This is a genomic window from Bacillus sp. XB1 (assembly GCF_053557995.1).
This window is the reverse complement of the sequence record NZ_JBNRIL010000001.1, coordinates 774,087-791,426: the sequence shown is the minus strand read 5'-3', so window position 1 is coordinate 791,426 and position 17,340 is coordinate 774,087. Positions and strand designations below refer to the sequence as shown.

11 protein-coding genes and 3 other annotated features (1 of these 14 cut by a window edge) are annotated in these 17,340 nt (G+C 35.7%); of the genes, 1 reads left to right on the top strand and 10 read right to left on the bottom strand.

All coding sequences use genetic code 11. The features are described from left to right. Window positions 1-9: 9 nt before the first annotated feature. Window positions 10-684 (top strand): TerC family protein, encoded by a 675-nt coding sequence (locus ACK1U5_RS03840; RefSeq protein ID WP_069605054.1) that lies wholly within the window; start codon window positions 10-12, stop codon window positions 682-684. Window positions 685-740: 56 nt separating this feature from the next. Here ACK1U5_RS03840 and ACK1U5_RS03835 read toward each other — a convergent pair whose 3' ends face one another. From ACK1U5_RS03835 to ACK1U5_RS03790, 10 genes are all read right to left on the bottom strand, one after another. Then, window positions 741-2,714 (bottom strand): LTA synthase family protein, encoded by a 1,974-nt coding sequence (locus ACK1U5_RS03835; protein ID WP_000808774.1) that lies wholly within the window; start codon window positions 2,712-2,714, stop codon window positions 741-743. A gap of 527 nt (window positions 2,715-3,241) precedes the next feature. Continuing rightward, window positions 3,242-4,867 (bottom strand): ABC-F family ATP-binding cassette domain-containing protein, encoded by a 1,626-nt coding sequence (locus ACK1U5_RS03830; RefSeq protein WP_000633864.1) that lies wholly within the window; start codon window positions 4,865-4,867, stop codon window positions 3,242-3,244. A gap of 312 nt (window positions 4,868-5,179) precedes the next feature. Next, window positions 5,180-8,296 carry an MMPL family transporter gene (locus ACK1U5_RS03825; protein ID WP_061139165.1) on the bottom strand — a complete coding sequence of 1,039 codons (3,117 nt, stop codon included), beginning with the start codon at window positions 8,294-8,296 and terminating at the stop codon, window positions 5,180-5,182. Window positions 8,297-8,507: 211 nt separating this feature from the next. Then, window positions 8,508-9,074 (bottom strand): TetR/AcrR family transcriptional regulator, encoded by a 567-nt coding sequence (locus ACK1U5_RS03820; protein ID WP_001107299.1) that lies wholly within the window; start codon window positions 9,072-9,074, stop codon window positions 8,508-8,510. A 288-nt stretch (window positions 9,075-9,362) separates the two neighbouring features. Next, window positions 9,363-10,523: a GNAT family N-acetyltransferase gene (locus tag ACK1U5_RS03815; RefSeq protein ID WP_001100920.1), complete on the bottom strand. Its 1,161-nt coding sequence runs from the start codon at window positions 10,521-10,523 to the stop codon at window positions 9,363-9,365. A gap of 125 nt (window positions 10,524-10,648) precedes the next feature. Further along, complete coding sequence (aroA, locus tag ACK1U5_RS03810; RefSeq protein WP_000664630.1) at window positions 10,649-11,938, bottom strand: 3-phosphoshikimate 1-carboxyvinyltransferase; 1,290 nt, start codon at window positions 11,936-11,938, stop codon at window positions 10,649-10,651. Window positions 11,939-11,955: 17 nt separating this feature from the next. Then, window positions 11,956-13,056, bottom strand: coding sequence for a prephenate dehydrogenase (gene tyrA / locus ACK1U5_RS03805; protein WP_001228131.1), 1,101 nt, complete (start codon window positions 13,054-13,056; stop codon window positions 11,956-11,958). Then, window positions 13,049-14,149, bottom strand: a complete 1,101-nt coding sequence (hisC, locus tag ACK1U5_RS03800) for a histidinol-phosphate transaminase (RefSeq protein WP_061139164.1) — start codon at window positions 14,147-14,149, stop codon at window positions 13,049-13,051. Before hisC ends, tyrA begins: the two co-directional genes overlap by 8 nt. 18 nt (window positions 14,150-14,167) lie before the next feature. Continuing rightward, window positions 14,168-15,340: a chorismate synthase gene (gene aroC, locus ACK1U5_RS03795; protein ID WP_001269429.1), complete on the bottom strand. Its 1,173-nt coding sequence runs from the start codon at window positions 15,338-15,340 to the stop codon at window positions 14,168-14,170. Between the two features lie 52 nt (window positions 15,341-15,392). Continuing rightward, window positions 15,393-15,612, bottom strand: a binding site (T-box leader). A 9-nt stretch (window positions 15,613-15,621) separates the two neighbouring features. Then, complete coding sequence (locus ACK1U5_RS03790; RefSeq protein ID WP_001273575.1) at window positions 15,622-16,698, bottom strand: bifunctional 3-deoxy-7-phosphoheptulonate synthase/chorismate mutase; 1,077 nt, start codon at window positions 16,696-16,698, stop codon at window positions 15,622-15,624. A gap of 194 nt (window positions 16,699-16,892) precedes the next feature. Then, window positions 16,893-17,128: a binding site (T-box leader), on the bottom strand. 54 nt (window positions 17,129-17,182) lie between these two features. Continuing rightward, window positions 17,183-17,340: a binding site (T-box leader), on the bottom strand; it runs 78 nt beyond the window's last position.

The window sequence follows — 17,340 nt, the reverse complement described above, 5'->3', positions numbered from 1 at the left end:
GATATGTATATGGATTTTCTTTCACCTGAATATTTGTCTGCCTTGCTTGCCATTATTGTAATCGATTTAGTGTTAGCCGGAGATAACGCCATTGTAATTGGATTAGCAGCAAGAAGATTACCGAAAGACCAACAAAAGAAAGTTATCATTTGGGGAACCATTGGAGCAATCGCTATTAGGGCTCTCGCTACCTTAGTTGTCGTTTGGTTATTAAAAATACCTGGATTACTCCTAATTGGTGGTGTACTTCTTATTTGGATCGCTTACAAGCTGATCGCTGAGGGCAAAAATCATGATATTAAAGCCGAAGAAGGATTTTGGTCTGCTATTAAAACCATTATTATTGCTGATGCGTTAATGGGCATTGATAATGTACTCGCTGTTGCAGGAGCTGCCCATGGTAACTTTTCTTTAGTAATCATCGGACTATTAGTGTCTATTCCAGTAGTCGTATGGGGCAGCACATTAATTTTAAAATGGGTGGATCGTTTTCCTGTCATCATTACGATCGGAGCAGCCGTTTTAGCTTATACTGCCGCGAAAATGATTGTAGATGAGAAATGGTTCGCTGGATTTTTCGAAAGTAACCCTTTCGTTAAATGGGCATTTATCATTATTATCATCGCCGGTGTAGTTTTCTTCGGAAAGGCAAAACAAAAAGCAACAGCTGGTTTTGTCTCATAATGATGGTATATTTACAAATAAAAGGCGCTATTCATATGAATAGCGCCTTTTATTATTTATTTAGCTTCCCCTTCCGGAGTCGTTTTTACCTTCGTTTTGTTTTTATCACGGTTGTTATAGTTATACTTCGAACGATCTACTGGAGTGAATCCTTCCGGTGTGTAGAATCGTAATAAGTCACCATTTACGACTTGGTCAGAGTATTTTAGTGAGTTTTGAACCATTTGTTCATTTTTCTTTATTTCATCTGTAAATTCTACAGGTTTTCCAGTAGTTGTATCATAGTATTTGCCGTTTAGTGCAGTAACTGTTGGGCTTACGTAGTTACCGTTACGGAACGCAACGACTTGTTTATGATCTGGTGATAATAAATCAGAACCGAATTGAACATAATTCTTTGTATCTGTACCTAGTAAGTGTAATAGCGTTGGAAGAACGTCAATTTCACCACCGTATTGATGTTGTACGCCACCTTTCACTCCTGGTACACGAACGATTAATGGTACACGTTGTAACTGTGCATTTTCAAATGAGTTCATTTCTTTACCCATTACTTTTGACATTGCTGCATTATGATTATCTGAAATACCGTAATGGTCTCCGTACATAACAATAATTGAGTTATCATATAAACCAGATTGTTTCAAGTAATCGATGAAGCCTTTTACAGATTCATCTAAATAGCGTGCTGTTTGGAAGTACGTATCTACTGATGAATCACCTGTTGTTGCTGGTTCAATCGTTGCTTCTGCCTTATCAATTGGATAAGGGAAATGGTTCGATAACGTAATAAACTTTGTATAGAACGGTTGTTTCAACGTTTGTAATAACGGAATAGATTCATTAAAGAACGGTTTATCTTTTAATCCGTAGTTTACTACGTCTTTTTCATTCATATCGTAGTATGACGCATCAAAGAATTTATTAAAACCAAATGATTTATAAATATCGTCACGGTTCCAGAATGTTTTGTAGTTACCGTGGAATACTGCTGATGTGTATCCTTGTTGTCCTAAAATAGCTGGTGCTGATTGATACGTATTATGAGATTTCGTTGTAAAGACAGAACCTTGCGGTAAGCCAAACATTGAATTCTCTAACATAAACTCCGCATCTGATGTTTTCCCTTGTCCTGTTTGATGGAAGAAGTTATCAAAGTATAGTGTATTCGCATCTTTTGTAAATGAGTTTAAGAACGGTGTAACTTCTTGACCATTTAATTTGTAATCAATTAAGAAGTTTTGGAATGACTCTAAATGAATGTAAATTACGTTCATTCCCTTTCCTTTACCGAAATACTCAGGATTTGGACTTGCATAAGTTGATGTTAAATAATTTCGTACTTCTGTCATATTATCGCCATCCGCTAATGCTCGTTCTGTCGATGCTTTCGCACTTTGAATTCCATCATAAATTGTGTAGTTGTATGCACCTAAATATTTCACAATATAATTACGGTCAAACGTTCTTGTTAATAATTCAGGACGGTCAGACTCTGCAAGACCTAAGTTAACACTGAATAATAAAATACCTACTACAAATACTAAAGATAATTTATGCTTCGCAACACGAATTGGTTTTGGATTTGCAAATTTTGTTGCGACTAACACAATTAATATAATCGTGTCTAAGAAGTATAATGGATCATAAAGATGTAGCAACGCAAGAATACTACCACCTAAATCTCCAAAGTTATTCGTTTGTGTTAATGTCGGGAACGTAATAAAGTCACTGAAAAAGCGATAGTATACTACGTTTGCGTATAAAAGAATCGACAATAACAAATTAATGATAATTAACCAAATATAAGATCGTTTCCCTTTTGCAAATAATGCAAGTCCTAAAAATAGAACTGCTGAACTAAGCGGGTTAAAAAACAGCAAGAATTTTTGGATTGTGTTTGAAATTCCTAAATTGAATTCCGTTACATAAGCTGCATATGTTTTGAGCCACAATAAAATAACGGCAAACAGAAAGAATCCAAAATGATTGCTTAACACACTTTTGCTCTTTAATAAGAACTGTTTCATTTCTCCACCTCTTTTGATCATCCAAGGCTTATTTTTTATAAGTCTGTCTCTCTATTCAAATTTTCTTCTTCAAATAGATTATCTTTATTTAACTATATGAAGAATATTAGTAATTATAATTTGAAGCTAGTATTTATTCAACTATTTCTTTCTAGACATTTTGACCTTGGTTTCTATTTAACAAAATAAATTTGTAACATTTCCTGTTTTCTCCCAAGATTCATCCACTAATTATGACACCCCATACTATATACCTTTATAAACTCATTCGCAAACTATTCTATCTCCAAATTTGGTACATATTTCACATGACAAAATAATACGATTTGATTATATTACTCCACTTACATTTCCCTTCTTCAACTAACTATTTAAATCTTAAAGTCATTACATCCCTTCCATACATGAAAGAATTCTCCTGTTCATTAATATTATATTTGAATAATTATTCATTTGACCGACCAGCGATGTTACGTTTTCTCGACAAAAAAACTCGCTCTAAAAAGAACGAGTTTTTTCATTATATATTATTGACCTTTGTACATTGCATCTACTTGTTTTTGAAGTTCCTCATTTTCTAAGAACTCATCATAAGTAGCCTCTTTATCGATTACACCGTTTGGTGTTACTTCGATAATGCGGTTTGCAATTGTTTGCACGAACTGATGGTCATGAGATGTGAATAAGATTGTACCTTTGAATGCAATTAAACCGTTGTTTAATGCTGTGATTGACTCAAGGTCTAAGTGGTTCGTTGGATCGTCAAGTGTGATTACGTTCGCACCACTTAACATCATTTTAGATAACATACAACGAACTTTTTCGCCTCCAGATAATACAGAAACGTTCTTCTTAACTTCTTCACCTGAGAATAACATACGGCCTAAGAAACCACGTAAGAAGCTTTCAGACTCATCTTGTGGAGAGAATTGACGTAACCATTCAACTAAGTTGTAATCACTGTTCTCAAAGTACTTAGAGTTATCTCTTGGGAAGTAAGATTGAGAGGTTGTAACACCCCATTTAAATGAACCGCTATCCGGCTCCATTTCACCCATAAGAATTTTAAATAATGTTGTCATCGCAATATCGTTACGGCCGATAAATGCAACTTTATCACCTTTATTTAAAGTGAAGTACACATTATCTAACACTTTTTCACCATCAATTGTTTTAGAAAGACCTTCAACAGTTAATAAGTCATTTCCTACTTCACGCTCAGGTGTGAAGCCAACGAATGGGTAACGACGTGATGACGGTCTAATATCATCTAATGTAATTTTGTCTAATAATTTTTTACGAGAAGTTGCTTGTTTCGCTTTAGAAGCGTTTGAACTAAAGCGTGCAATGAAGTTTTGTAACTCTTTTACTTTCTCTTCTTTTTTCTTATTAGCATCTTGTGTTAATTTTAAAGCTAATTGGCTTGACTCATACCAGAAGTCATAGTTACCAACATAAAGTTGAATTTTACCGAAATCAAGGTCAGCCATGTGCGTACATACTTTATTTAAGAAGTGACGGTCATGGGATACTACGATAACTGTGTTTTCAAAGTTCATTAAGAAGTTTTCTAACCATTGAATCGCTTTTAAGTCCAAGTGGTTGGTAGGCTCATCTAATAATAGAATATCAGGTTGACCGAATAAAGCTTGAGCAAGTAATACTTTTACTTTCTCTGCCCCAGTTAATTCTGACAATTTCTTATCATGAAGATCTTCACCAATACCTAAACCTTTAAGAAGAATTGCAGCTTCTGACTCAGCTTCCCAACCGTTAAGCTCAGCGAACTCACCTTCAAGTTCAGCAGCGCGCATTCCATCTTCATCACTAAAGTCTTCTTTCATGTAAATAGCATTTTTCTCTTGCATTACTTTGTAAAGTTGCGTGTGACCCATAATTACTGTTTCTAATACTGGGAACTCTTCATATTCGAAGTGGTTCTGTTTTAATACTGCTAGACGCTCACCTGGCGTAATATGTATGTCACCTGTTGATGGTTCAATTTCTCCAGATAAAATCTTTAGAAATGTAGATTTACCAGCACCGTTTGCTCCGATCAAACCGTAGCAGTTACCTGGCGTGAATTTTATGTTAACATCTTCAAATAATTTGCGATCCGCGAAACGCAAACTAACGTTACTTACTGTAATCATTTGTGTCCTCCTACTAATACCGCTTATTTCAGCGTTTTCTCACCGATTGTCTTAAAAAATCGCATATTACGACTCAATTATTGTAGACTATAGCTATTATATAGTAGAAGCTGGATGAATAGCAACGGTTGATTACCTTTCTACAATGAAATCGGATAGTTTTTGTCCCTTCCCCTAGCTATTGTATGTATATCATCGACCTCTTTCTCATATAACCTTTCACTGCTCATTCTGTAATATATCGGATTCATTTTCATCTGAAATATTATATACCGAAAAAACTGTAGAGAAATCATTCCCTACAGTCTCTTCTTATTTCGTATTTATTATTTTCTCTTTGTAACTCTTCATTTTACTCGTTAACCCTATTAACGCCGGTAATAATATCGGCATCACAATTAAAGCTAATAGAAGAAGTGCAACGCCAACTACTGATGCAACTTGTATAAGTGTTAATACACCTGATGGAATTAATGCTGCAAATGTCCCGCCTAAAATTAGCGCCGCTGATAATACAACTCCTCCTATATGACGAGATGCAGTTACAATTTTCGTTACCGAATCCCCTTCTATCTCGTTATAGCGCATCATTACGAAAATACTATAATCCACTCCTAAAGCGACAATCATAATGAAGCTAAAGAATGGAACATTCCAGCTTAATGAATCTACATGTAATACATGTGCACTAATTTGTTCGCTTATACCGAGTGATGCGAAGTACGCTAATAGTAATGAGCCAATAATAAATATTGTGTTTAGTAATGAGCGTGTAATTACGATTAATACAATCGCAATTCCAATTAACATAATTGTAGCTGTACGTAAGAAATCTTGCCCTGTTACTTCTTTTAAATCAACGTTTCTAGCTGTTGTTCCGCCAATTGCTGTTTTCGCATCATGTAATTCCGTTCCCTTTACAGTGCCATCGATTGTTTTATTGATTTCTTGAATAATTGGCATCGCTTCTTTTGAATACGGATTTACATCTAAAATGATAGTCATTTTAGCAATTTTTCTATCCTGCGACATGTACGTGTTCAATGCTTTTTGGAAATCTTCTCCCTCTAGCACTTCTTTTGGAATATAAAACTTCTCAGAGCTCTTCGATTCATTGAGCTCCCCTAAATATTTTTGTGCGTCATGCAGGCCATTACTTACTTTTCCAAGCCCTTCTGTACTTTTAGATAAACCGGATTGTAATTGCCCCATCTTTTCTTGCAGGTCTTTAAGGCCCGTTAAAAGTTGTCCTTGCCCATCGTTTATTTTCGTTAATCCAGATTGTAACTCAACTGATTTATTTGCAATTTGTTTTGAACCTGAAGAACCTTCATTTAATCCATTTTTAAGATCGTCTGCTCCCTTTTGTAACTTATTAACTCCATTGCTCATTTCTTTTAAGCCGTTATCCACTTTCAGTAACGATTGATTCGCTTCTTTAAATGAACTCATCGCCGTTTTGTGCTGTGCTGCTAATTGATTTAATTCATTTGAAAGTACGCTTAATTTCTTTTGAGCCTCTTTAGCAATTCCTATCGTTTGTTGTATGTTTGGATCATTCGCTAATTCTGGTTTCGTTTGAACGAAATTGGTCATTAACATTTCAATTTGTTCATATCCCTTTTTCGCACCATCAATCGCTTGAAAAATACTTCCGAAGAATTGATCGTAAGAGTTTAAACCTTTTTCTAACTGTGCATAACCAGCATGCAGCTGCGACGTTGCATTAGATAGAACATTTATATTTTCGTTTACTGAAGCTAAACCACTCTCAATTTGCTGTGCTCCTTGTGCACCGTCGTTTATGCCATTTGATAATTGATGTAAAGCTGTTCCTAATGCTGATACCCCGTTTTTCGCCTCGTTCGTTCCATCAATTAATTTTTGAACATTCGCAAGACTATTTGAATCATTACTTCCCATTTTATTTTTCGCATCTGTTAATCCATCATTAATTTCCTTTATGCCACCATCGGCATCTCCTAATCCTGTATTCAATTCTCCCGCTTGCTTATTTAAATATAATTCTTTTATCTTCTCACCAGTTGGACGTGTTGGTGCATATACTTCTGACACACCTTTAACTTTCGAAATTTTATCAGTTAATTCGTCTAAAATTTGTAGAGAAGTTCCTTCATCCAGCTTTTTATCAGATTGAATGACTAATGTACTCGGTGAAGAGAAACCAGGCGGAAAATGATCCTCTATTACGTTAATACCCATCTTGGATTCATACTTATTATCCACTTCAAATAAATCATTGTAATTAAGTGTATTAGAGTATTTTAATACGAAAGGAATCGATATTACGAATACGATGATTAAAGCGACAAATGGCCTTGCTACTGAGTTTTTCGCAAAGAATCCCCATAAGCGACTATCCTCATGACCTTTAAATGTTTTAACTGGATAAAACATTCCTTTTCCTAAAAGCACCATGAAAAATGGATTTAAAGTCGTTAATACGAGTAATAATACTAAAACACCAATTGCTACCGCTGAAGTCGATTGATATAATTTAAAACTTGCTAAAGCAAGTGATGCAAAACCAATTAGCACCGCTATTCCGCTATATAATACAGTTTTACCTGCTGATTTGAATGTTTCTTTCGTAGCTAAAAATGCATTTTCTTGTTTACTTAATTCTTCTTTAAACCTCGTATATAATAAAATGTTATAATCTGTTCCTACCCCAAACAGGACGACGACTACGAACACTTGTGTAAAGTTTGAGAATGGAAAATTAAATTGATCTACAAGCTGGGCAATAATCCCCATTGAAACTAAATACGATATACCAACTGTAAGAAGAGAAACAATTGGAACAACTGGTGAACGGAATACGAGGATTAATACTACAAGAATGAAAATGATTGAAATAACTTCTGTCTTTTTCACTCCCTCTTGAGAGGATTTAAGAAAATCACCCGCTATTAAGTCACTTCCTGTTAAATACGTTTTTACCCCTTTCGTTTGCACTTTTTCATGAAGATTATTTGAAACTTTTGATATTTCACCATGTTTTTTATCTATCGATATTTGCGTTAAAATAGTCGTATTATCTTTAGAAACTAATTGTTTCTCCAAGTCTTTATTGTCTAAATGTGAAACAACTTCCTTAATTCCTAATTGCTCTTTTTCATTTTGCAGAGCGTTGATTGTTTTTGTTATTTCCTTTTTTTGTTCATCTGTTAAAGCTGCCTTATTGCCACTATTAAAAACGGCTATAATTTCATACTTTTCAACCCCTTCTTTATCCATCTCTTTCATCATCTTGTCAGCAATACTGCTTTGCTTTGTATTAGGGATTGTAATTTTCCCTTTTTCTTTCACTAATTGATCCATATTAGGCATCGTTACGACCATTGTAATAGTAATAACTATCCATAATAGAAAAGATAAACTTCTCCAACTTTTTAACTTGCTCATTTGAATCATCTCCCGTTTTGAAAGTTTCACGTTAGTAACGGAATGAACGTTCATTCCTATTGTTCTATTACATTATTTTGTGAATTCTATTAAACTAGTCTTTCCGGAATGAATGTTCATTCCCTTAGTTACACAAACATCCTTTCCTACTCTCATTTTTTAAATCTATTTAGGAATGAATATTCATTCCTTTCCTTATAAAGCTATAGAATCAAATGATTCTAATAGCGTTCCAAGAGCTTTCTTCTAATTCTTTTACTAACTCTTTCGAGTATTCTAATTGCCCTGTTGCAATTACTTTCGTTAATTTTTCTAGCGGTTGATATACAATAATAATTAAAGCAACTGGAGGCAATGGACGAAGAAAACCTTTTGCGATTCCATCTTCAATAATATTCATAAAGAAGCCTATAAAATCATCAAATATTTTCTTACTCTGTTCATCAAGAAAATAACTATCACAGTGAGAATTTGTAAATAAAAAAGCATCTACATTGTTTCTCGCAAATTCAAATAAACGGTTGTACGTATGACTAAACTGTTCACGAATATTTGCTTCAACAGGAAAATCCGTTTTTATTATTTCAGAAAGCTCTAACATACTTTTTGAAAATAATGAGTTAACAAGTGCCTCTTTATTTTCAAAATAGCGATAAATAGTACCCGCACCGACTTTTGCCTTTTCAGCGATCATTGGAATTGTCGTACCATCGTAACCACGCTCTGCAAAAAGTTGCATCGCAGCATCAAAAATATCCTCTTGTTTGTTTTTAGCCATTTTTTCCACCTCTATTTCCAGGAATGAAAATTCATTCCGTTTTTAATTATAAATTACATGGATTAAAAGTCAAGTGCGTGACAAAGTATAGTTACGTTTTAGTGAAAAAATTATATCAACGATTATTAGAATATATCAGCGCAAGTCTAATTATATCAGCGATTTTCAGAATATATCGGCGCATCTCCAATTATATCAGCGATTTTCAGGATATATCGACTTACCGACAACCAAAGAGAAAGCTGTCCCAAAAATTGTTTTTGGGCAGCCCAATTTTCTATTGAAAACTTAAAAGAAATCATAAATAAATGCTTCTCGTACCGGAACTATTTTCTCAAACGCTTGTATTTCCTCTTCACTTCCGCTAATTAATTCTAATTCATTCAGTTGTAACGGACGTTTATAGCCGAACATTATTGTAGATAACTCGTTTATATCCAGTTTGATGCCTTTATCTATTGTTTTTTCTTTTATTATTGTTATTTCATGATTTGCAAGTCTCACTGTTATGTTATTCCACGGAGCAAATGCGTCTGTAATGTTTAGGATCACTTCTTGCTGTACATTGCTCCAATTCAACTCATATTGTTTTAAGAACTGCTCTACATCTACAATTCTTCCCATAAAATATGGTTTTATTTCTGTCTTCACGCGCGGCTCTTGCAATGAATATAATAACGGTTCGCTTTCACTTACTGTCATTTCAATTTCTTTAATCATAGAATCATGCTGACAAATAAAGTTCCACAGACCATTTCGTGCTTCATTATGCAGTGGTACAAATTCTTCTACTGTCATTTTATAGTTTTCTATTTTGTATAACATGTAACCTGCTGCCTTTTTATTTTCATCATAGTAAATCGCTAATGTTAAATCATCATAAACCGCTTGTAACCACCAGTTCTTCTCTCGAACTAACATACATGAAAAACGTTCTGCAAATGCTTCATAGAGCTTCTCGACTTCTTCTGGATGATTTTCTTTATTAAAACGTTTCACAGTACCATTTACTTGTTTTTTCATCACTAAATCGCTCTTACTTATATGACATTTGAGTAGATTCGCACAAAGTTCCCAGCCGTATTTACGATAAAATGAAACAGCAAATGGATGTAACATAGAGACTGTATAGCCATCTTTTTTCATTGTTTGAAGTGAATGTTGAAGTAGCTCTTTTACATACCCACTTCTTCTGTACTCTGGATACGTCGCTACTCCTGCAACGCCACCCATTTTAAATTTTTCTTTACCTATGTAAATATGAAACGGAATGAGGTGTAGTTTTGCAGCTAAGTCTTCCCCTTCCATAATGCCGTATATTTCATGACTTTCCTTCATCTTTGTAAGTTGCTGCTGTAATCGTTCCTCATCTACTTTATATTGAAAAGCGTATTCTGATAAACGTAATGCTTCTCTGAACTTATCTTCTTTTAATTGTATGACATTCATATAATTCTCCTCCATTCCCTGTTTGAATTGTATCATAATTCTTACTATTATAGTTCGGTAAGTGAAACTACAAGGACGTTTTAACAAAAAAAGCAGATACATCACGTATCTGCTTTCCATCCTTTTTATTTAGCTAATTTTTGAAGTTCGTCAAAGAATGTAGGATATGATACACCTACTGCTTCTGCATCTTCAATAATTGTTTTTCCTTCTGCTAGGCAGCCAGCAATTGCAAGCATCATTCCGATACGGTGATCACCATAACTATTTACTGTATTGCCTTTTAGAGCTGATTTTCCGTAAATGATCATACCGTCATCAGTTGCTTCTATGCGAGCTCCTAGTTTCGTTAATTCAGCAACGACTGTATCAATACGGTTTGTTTCTTTTACTTTCAATTCATGTGCATCTTTAATTACTGTAATTCCTTCTGCTTGCGTTGCCGCTAATGCGATTACAGGAATCTCATCGATTAATCTAGGGATAATATCTCCGCCAATTTCAATTCCTTTTAATGAAGATGTTTCGATTGTAATATTTGCAGCTGGTTCCGATGCCCCTTCGTTAATTAGATCTACAGTGAACGTAGCACCCATTTTTTCTAAAACATCAATAATACCTGTACGGGTTGGATTCATCCCTACATTTTGTAATACTAGTTTACTATTTGGGATGATTGCACCTGCTACTAAGAAAAATGCTGCTGATGATACGTCACCTGGCACTTGAATGTCTGTTGCTGTTAATTTTTGTCCACCTGACAGCTTCACTGTTTTCCCTTCGCGAGTTACTTTAACACCAAATGCTTCAAGCATTCTTTCCGTATGGTCGCGTGAAATATGTGGTTCTGTAACAGCTGTTACACCTTCTGCACGAAGACCTGCAAGTAAAATAGCCGACTTTACTTGTGCACTTGCAACAGGAGAAATATATTCAATTGCTTTTAAATCTCCGCCACGTATTGTTAACGGTGTAAATGTTCCTTCTTCTCGGCCGTCTATGTTTGCGCCCATTTGTTTTAATGGGTTTGTTACACGCTTCATCGGTCTTTTTGCGATAGATTCATCACCTTGTACGCAAGAGAAAAATGGTGTGTTAGCTAATATACCTGACATTAATCGGATTGTTGTACCAGAATTACCAACATCTAATACAGCTTTCGGTTCTTGTAAACCTTCTAATCCTTTACCAACTACAGTAACCTCATCACCGTTTTGCGTAATTTCTACTCCCATTTCTTTAAAACATGAAATCGTACTTAAACAGTCTGCACCGGGCAAGAAACCTTTAATTGTTGTTTTCCCTTCTGCAATAGAACCGAACATAACAGCACGGTGTGAAATGGATTTATCACCTGGGATTGTAATATTACCATTCAATCCGTTATTAACGGGTTGTATTGTTCTTTCTTTCACGTTTTTCACCTTCTCATTTAAATTGTTTCATAAGTTTGGTATTCTTCTTCTCCAAGCGCTAGCTTTGCTTTCATACGATCTTCTTCCCTTTGGAAGCTAATACGTAATACCCCAAGCAGTCCTTCACGCGCTTCTAATATTTGCAAGTTCGTAATACTAATTTCCTCGCGCGCTAAAATACTCGTAATATGAGCCAATGCCCCCACCTTATCTAATACATCGACGTATAAGTCGTGATAGGCAGGAATTGCCCCTCTCTTTCTTACTGGTAAAGAATCACGGTATTCTTTCGCATCTGCAAAATAGTTTTGAATCTCGCCTGCATCTCCGGTAGAAACTGTTTTATATAAATCTTCCATTTCAGAGATCCACTCTTTTAATAATACCATTAAATGCTCTCGATTTTGCTTTACAATATCACTCCACATTTTTGGACTACTAGATGCGATACGTGTAATGTCTTTGAAACCTCCAGCAGCTAGTTGATGAATGAGCGGATTATCTCCTGCATGTTTCTCAACTTGCTTTACTAAACCTGCTGCGATAAGGTGCGGAAAATGACTAACGATCCCTGTTACATAATCATGTTCTTCCGTATTTAAAACAAGAAAATGTGACCCTGTTCCTTTTAACCATACTTTAAGGTCTTCCACTTGTTTATTTGGCACGTGATTCATCGGTGTTAAAATGTAAAATGCATTTTCAAACAAATGTGCCTTTGCACTTTCAACTCCCGTTTTATGAGAACCCGCCATCGGATGTCCACCAATGAAAGAAACATCCTTTGAAAATAAAGCTTCCGCTTCGTTCATAATAGACCCTTTTGTACTACCAACATCAGTCACTATAACATCTTCTCGTAAACGGAATGACGCAAGTTTGTGTAATAGCTTCTTCGTTTCTTCAACTGGAGAAGCAAAAACAATTAAATGTGCCTCTTCACATGCACGCTGTAAATCAACTCCTATTTCATCTACTACGTGTAATTCTTTTGCACGCTCTACTTGCTCTTTAAATATATCGTACCCTGTTATCGTTACATCGTGCTCTTTCTTAATTGCTAATGCGAGAGAGCCTCCTATTAAACCTGTTCCAATTAATACTACCTTTTTACGCATTTGTCTCATCTCGAGACTTATTTTTTTTATTTTCAAAGTGTTGTTTTAACACTGAAATCACTCCTTCATTTTGCTCCCTTGTTCCAACTGTAATACGGACACCCTTTGGGAATGGACGAATAATAAATCCTGCATGTGCACAAGCTTCATAAATCTCTCCAGCATTATCTACCGGTAAGAAGATGAAATTAGTTTGTGACGAATAAAATGGTATACCGTTTTCCTTACAGAAACTCTCGTATTGCTGTAATCCTTCTGTATTCATGTGAACTATTTCTTTAATAAACTCGTCATCACCAAAAGCAATCGTCGCTGCTTTTTGCGCTAATGAAGATACGTTAAATGGTAAACGTACGACATTTAATTTCTCAATTAGCTCTTCCTGTCCGATCGCATATCCAACGCGGAAAGAAGCTAATCCGTATGCTTTAGAAAACGTTCTAAGTACAAGAATGTTTTTATGTTTTTCTAAAAGCGGTAATGTCTTAGGGAAATCTTTTGCTGTTACGTATTCATAGTACGCTTCATCAATGACAATTAACGTATTTTCACTAATGCCTTCAATAAATTGAGTTAATTTTTGCTCATTCACATATGTGCCCGTCGGGTTGTTTGGATTACAAATCCATACGATTTTCGTATTATTATTTACCGCTGACGAAATTTCGTCTAAATCGTATACACCTTTATTTAAAGGAATTTCTTTCACTTCACACCCTTCAATAATCGCATGATGGCGGTACTGCGGGAATGTTGCACCTGCTGTTACAATGTTATCTCCCGCTCGTAATACGGCGCGGCTTATTATTTGAATGATTTCATCTAAACCACTACCACAAAGTACTTGTTCCATTTGCACATGCAACTTATCTGCGATTGTTTGACGGAGCGTTGTAGCACCTCCGTCAGGATATAAAGCATGTTCCAACCAAGAGTTTTGCAACTCTTCTAAAACTCTCGGTGAACAACCAAATGGATTTTCATTCGATGCTAATTTCACAAACGAATGATCTCCGTACACTTCTTTCATTTGTTCTGGTGATTTACCTGGTTTATATGGTTGTAATGATGATAGTTGATCTTTTACTTGCACGTTAAACCCACCTTTTTATTAAAATTCTTTTGCGTAGTTATTGTGTTGCATAATGTTTTGTTTTAATAATTCCATACGATCTTTTCCGAATTGTTCGACTAGTGCATCTGCAAGTTCCCATGCCACAACAGATTCAGCTACTACACCCGCTGCTGGTACTGCGCAACTATCAGATCTTTCAATACTCGCTTGGAATGCTTCTTTCGTATCGATATCAACGCTTGCTAACGGTTTGTATAAAGTAGGAATTGGCTTCATCACGCCTCTTACGATAATTGGCATACCTGTTGTCATACCGCCTTCTAAACCGCCGGCATTATTCGTTTTTCTCGTGTATCCTTTTTTTTCATCCCACAGAATTTCATCATGCACTTTGCTTCCTGGTTGTCGTGCCGCTTCAAAACCTACGCCGATTTCAGCACCTTTAAATGCATTTATACTCATAATTGCACCAGCAAGTTTTGCATCTAATTTACGATCGTAATGAACGTAACTACCAACGCCAATCGGCATACCTTCTGCAATGACTTCCACAATACCACCGATTGAATCTCCACTACTTTTTGCGTTGTCAATCGCATTCATCATTTCTTGCTCTACTTCTTTATCTAAACATCGAACTGGTGAGTTTTCAGTAATTGTTTGAATTTCTTCAATTGATAAGTTTGAAATATGTTTTGCTTTTACTCCACCAATTTCAAGAACATGTCCTGCAATTCCCACGCCTAATTCGCTTAAAATTTGTTTTGCAACTGCACCAGCAGCTACACGAACTGTCGTTTCTCTTGCAGATGACCGCTCTAATACGTTTCTTATATCACGATGACCATATTTAATTGCTCCATTTAAATCTGCATGTCCGGGACGTGGTTTTGTAATTGTACGTTTCATGTCTTTACTTTCTTTTTCCGAAATTGGCTCTGCACCCATTACTTTCGTCCAATGTTTGAAATCATCATTTTTTACAATTAACGTAATCGGTGATCCAAGTGTCATCCCGTGACGAACACCACTTACAATTTCAACTGTATCTGTTTCAATTTGCATACGTCTTCCGCGTCCATGACCTTTTTGTCTTCTTAATAATTCTTTATTAATATGTTCCGCCGTAAGTGTCAAACCTGCTGGTACACCTTCTAAAATAACTGTTAACTGCGGTCCATGTGATTCTCCAGCTGTAATGTATCTCATTTCTCTTGCCCCTTTACTATTTTTTGTACAAAAAAGTCCCTACTGAGCGCTCAGTAGGGACGATGTTTATCGCGGTACCACCCTAGTTGTAGACTTCTTTCGTCTACCTCTCTTCTTCTTTAACGATCGTTCGACCGTCTTACCCTCCAAAAGTTGTCGGGAAAGATGCTCCAAGGCTGTAATTCATGCTTACCTTTGTACTGATTCACACCGACCATCAGCTCTCTTTAACAGTGAGATAAGCACTACTGTTTCCTCTTCAATGCATATATGATATGGAATTAAGATAATTTATTTTTGAAACCTTTTAACTCATCCATGAATCTATGGAATTCTGGAATGTCCATTTGTTGTGCAGAATCTGATAATGCAACTGCTGGATCTGGATGAACTTCAGCCATTACTGCATCTGCGCCAATTGCAAGTGCCGCTTTCGCTGTTGGTAATAATAAATCTCTGCGTCCAGTTGAATGTGTTACATCAACGATAACTGGTAAATGTGTTTCTTTCTTTAAAATTGGTACTGCAGAAATGTCTAATGTGTTACGTGTTGCTCTTTCGTATGTGCGGATACCGCGCTCACAAAGAATAATTTGATCGTTACCTTGCGCAATGATGTATTCCGCTGCGTTAATGAACTCATCAATTGTTGCTGCTAATCCACGTTTTAATAATACTGGTTTGTTAACTTTACCTACAGCTCGTAATAAATCGAAGTTTTGCATGTTACGTGCACCAACTTGAATTACATCAACGTAGTCTAATGCCATTTCAACATCGTTCGGATTTAAAATTTCACTAATAATTGCTAAGTCAAACTCGTCTGCTACTTGACGTAAAATTTGAAGTCCTTCTACTCCTAAACCTTGGAAATCATATGGAGAAGTTCTCGGTTTGAATGCACCACCGCGCATTAATTTTAAGCCTTGGTCTTTCATCGCTTGCCCTACTTGACGAACTTGTTCTAAACTTTCTACTGCACAAGGTCCCATGATGAACGTTTGTGTTCCGTTTCCAATCAATTCACCTTTTACATCAACAATTGTATTTTCTTGTTTCTTTTTACGTGATACTAGTAACGCTTTACGGTTATCATCTTCTTGTAACTCTAAGCTTGCTTTGAAAATCGTTTTGAAAATATGTTGAACTGTTGATGTTTCGAATGGTCCTTCGTTATGCTCTGCAATCATATCAAGTACTTCACGCTCACGTACTGGATCAAAGCGTTTCGTGCCTTGTACTTGCTTTTGCTCTCCAATTTTTTGAACAATTTCACCACGTTTGTTTAAAAGGTGTAATAGTTGTAAGTTAATTTCATCTACCTGTTTACGTAATTGATCTAATTCATGATTTGCCATTTGGAAATCCTCCTCTAATGTTTTAAAAGTATAGTAAGAGAATAAAAAATTCTCTATTTTCTGAACTGACTAATTATACAAATTTATAGTGGAATCGATACCTCTTCTTATTTTAAACTAATAATTCGTACAAAGACATGAACTACTAGTTAAAAACCCACTTTTTTGTACAAAAAAGCCCTACTGATTCAATCAGTAGGGACGATATTTATCGCGGTACCACCCTAGTTGTAGACTTCTTTCGTCTACCTCTCTTCATTGTTAACGATCATCTGACCGTCTTTCCCTTCATAAAGACAATACTATCTTTACTACGAAAAAGATGCTCCAGGACTGTAATTCGCTCTTGTTTATATACTGGTTTGCACCAACCACCAGCTCTCTGTTACAGGGAAACAACAACTACTGCTTTTCCTTTCAATGCATGACTATTTAATTTTCAAGTTGAACCACTAAAATACAAAAAGTCCCTACTGAATAAATCAGTAGGGACGATATTTATCGCGGTACCACCCTAGTTGTAGACTAACTTTCCGTCTACCTCTCTTCACTGTTAACGATCAATTGACCGCTTTTTCCTCATAAAGACAAACTATCTTTATTACGAAAAAGATGCTCCAAGACTGTAATTCATGATTATCC

What these genes read in the sequence shown, in the direction of transcription:
- ACK1U5_RS03825 (WP_061139165.1), bottom strand. Translation starts at nt 8,296, where the DNA reads ATGAGCAAGTTAAAAAGTTGGAGAAGTTTATCTTTTCTATTATGGATA.
- ACK1U5_RS03790 (WP_001273575.1), bottom strand. Translation starts at nt 16,698, where the DNA reads ATGGCAAATCATGAATTAGATCAATTACGTAAACAGGTAGATGAAATT.
- aroC (WP_001269429.1), bottom strand. Translation starts at nt 15,340, where the DNA reads ATGAGATACATTACAGCTGGAGAATCACATGGACCGCAGTTAACAGTT.
- ACK1U5_RS03815 (WP_001100920.1), bottom strand. Translation starts at nt 10,523, where the DNA reads ATGAATGTCATACAATTAAAAGAAGATAAGTTCAGAGAAGCATTACGT.
- ACK1U5_RS03840 (WP_069605054.1), top strand. Translation starts at nt 10, where the DNA reads ATGGATTTTCTTTCACCTGAATATTTGTCTGCCTTGCTTGCCATTATT.
- tyrA (WP_001228131.1), bottom strand. Translation starts at nt 13,056, where the DNA reads ATGCGTAAAAAGGTAGTATTAATTGGAACAGGTTTAATAGGAGGCTCT.
- ACK1U5_RS03820 (WP_001107299.1), bottom strand. Translation starts at nt 9,074, where the DNA reads ATGGCTAAAAACAAACAAGAGGATATTTTTGATGCTGCGATGCAACTT.
- ACK1U5_RS03830 (WP_000633864.1), bottom strand. Translation starts at nt 4,867, where the DNA reads ATGATTACAGTAAGTAACGTTAGTTTGCGTTTCGCGGATCGCAAATTA.
- ACK1U5_RS03835 (WP_000808774.1), bottom strand. Translation starts at nt 2,714, where the DNA reads ATGAAACAGTTCTTATTAAAGAGCAAAAGTGTGTTAAGCAATCATTTT.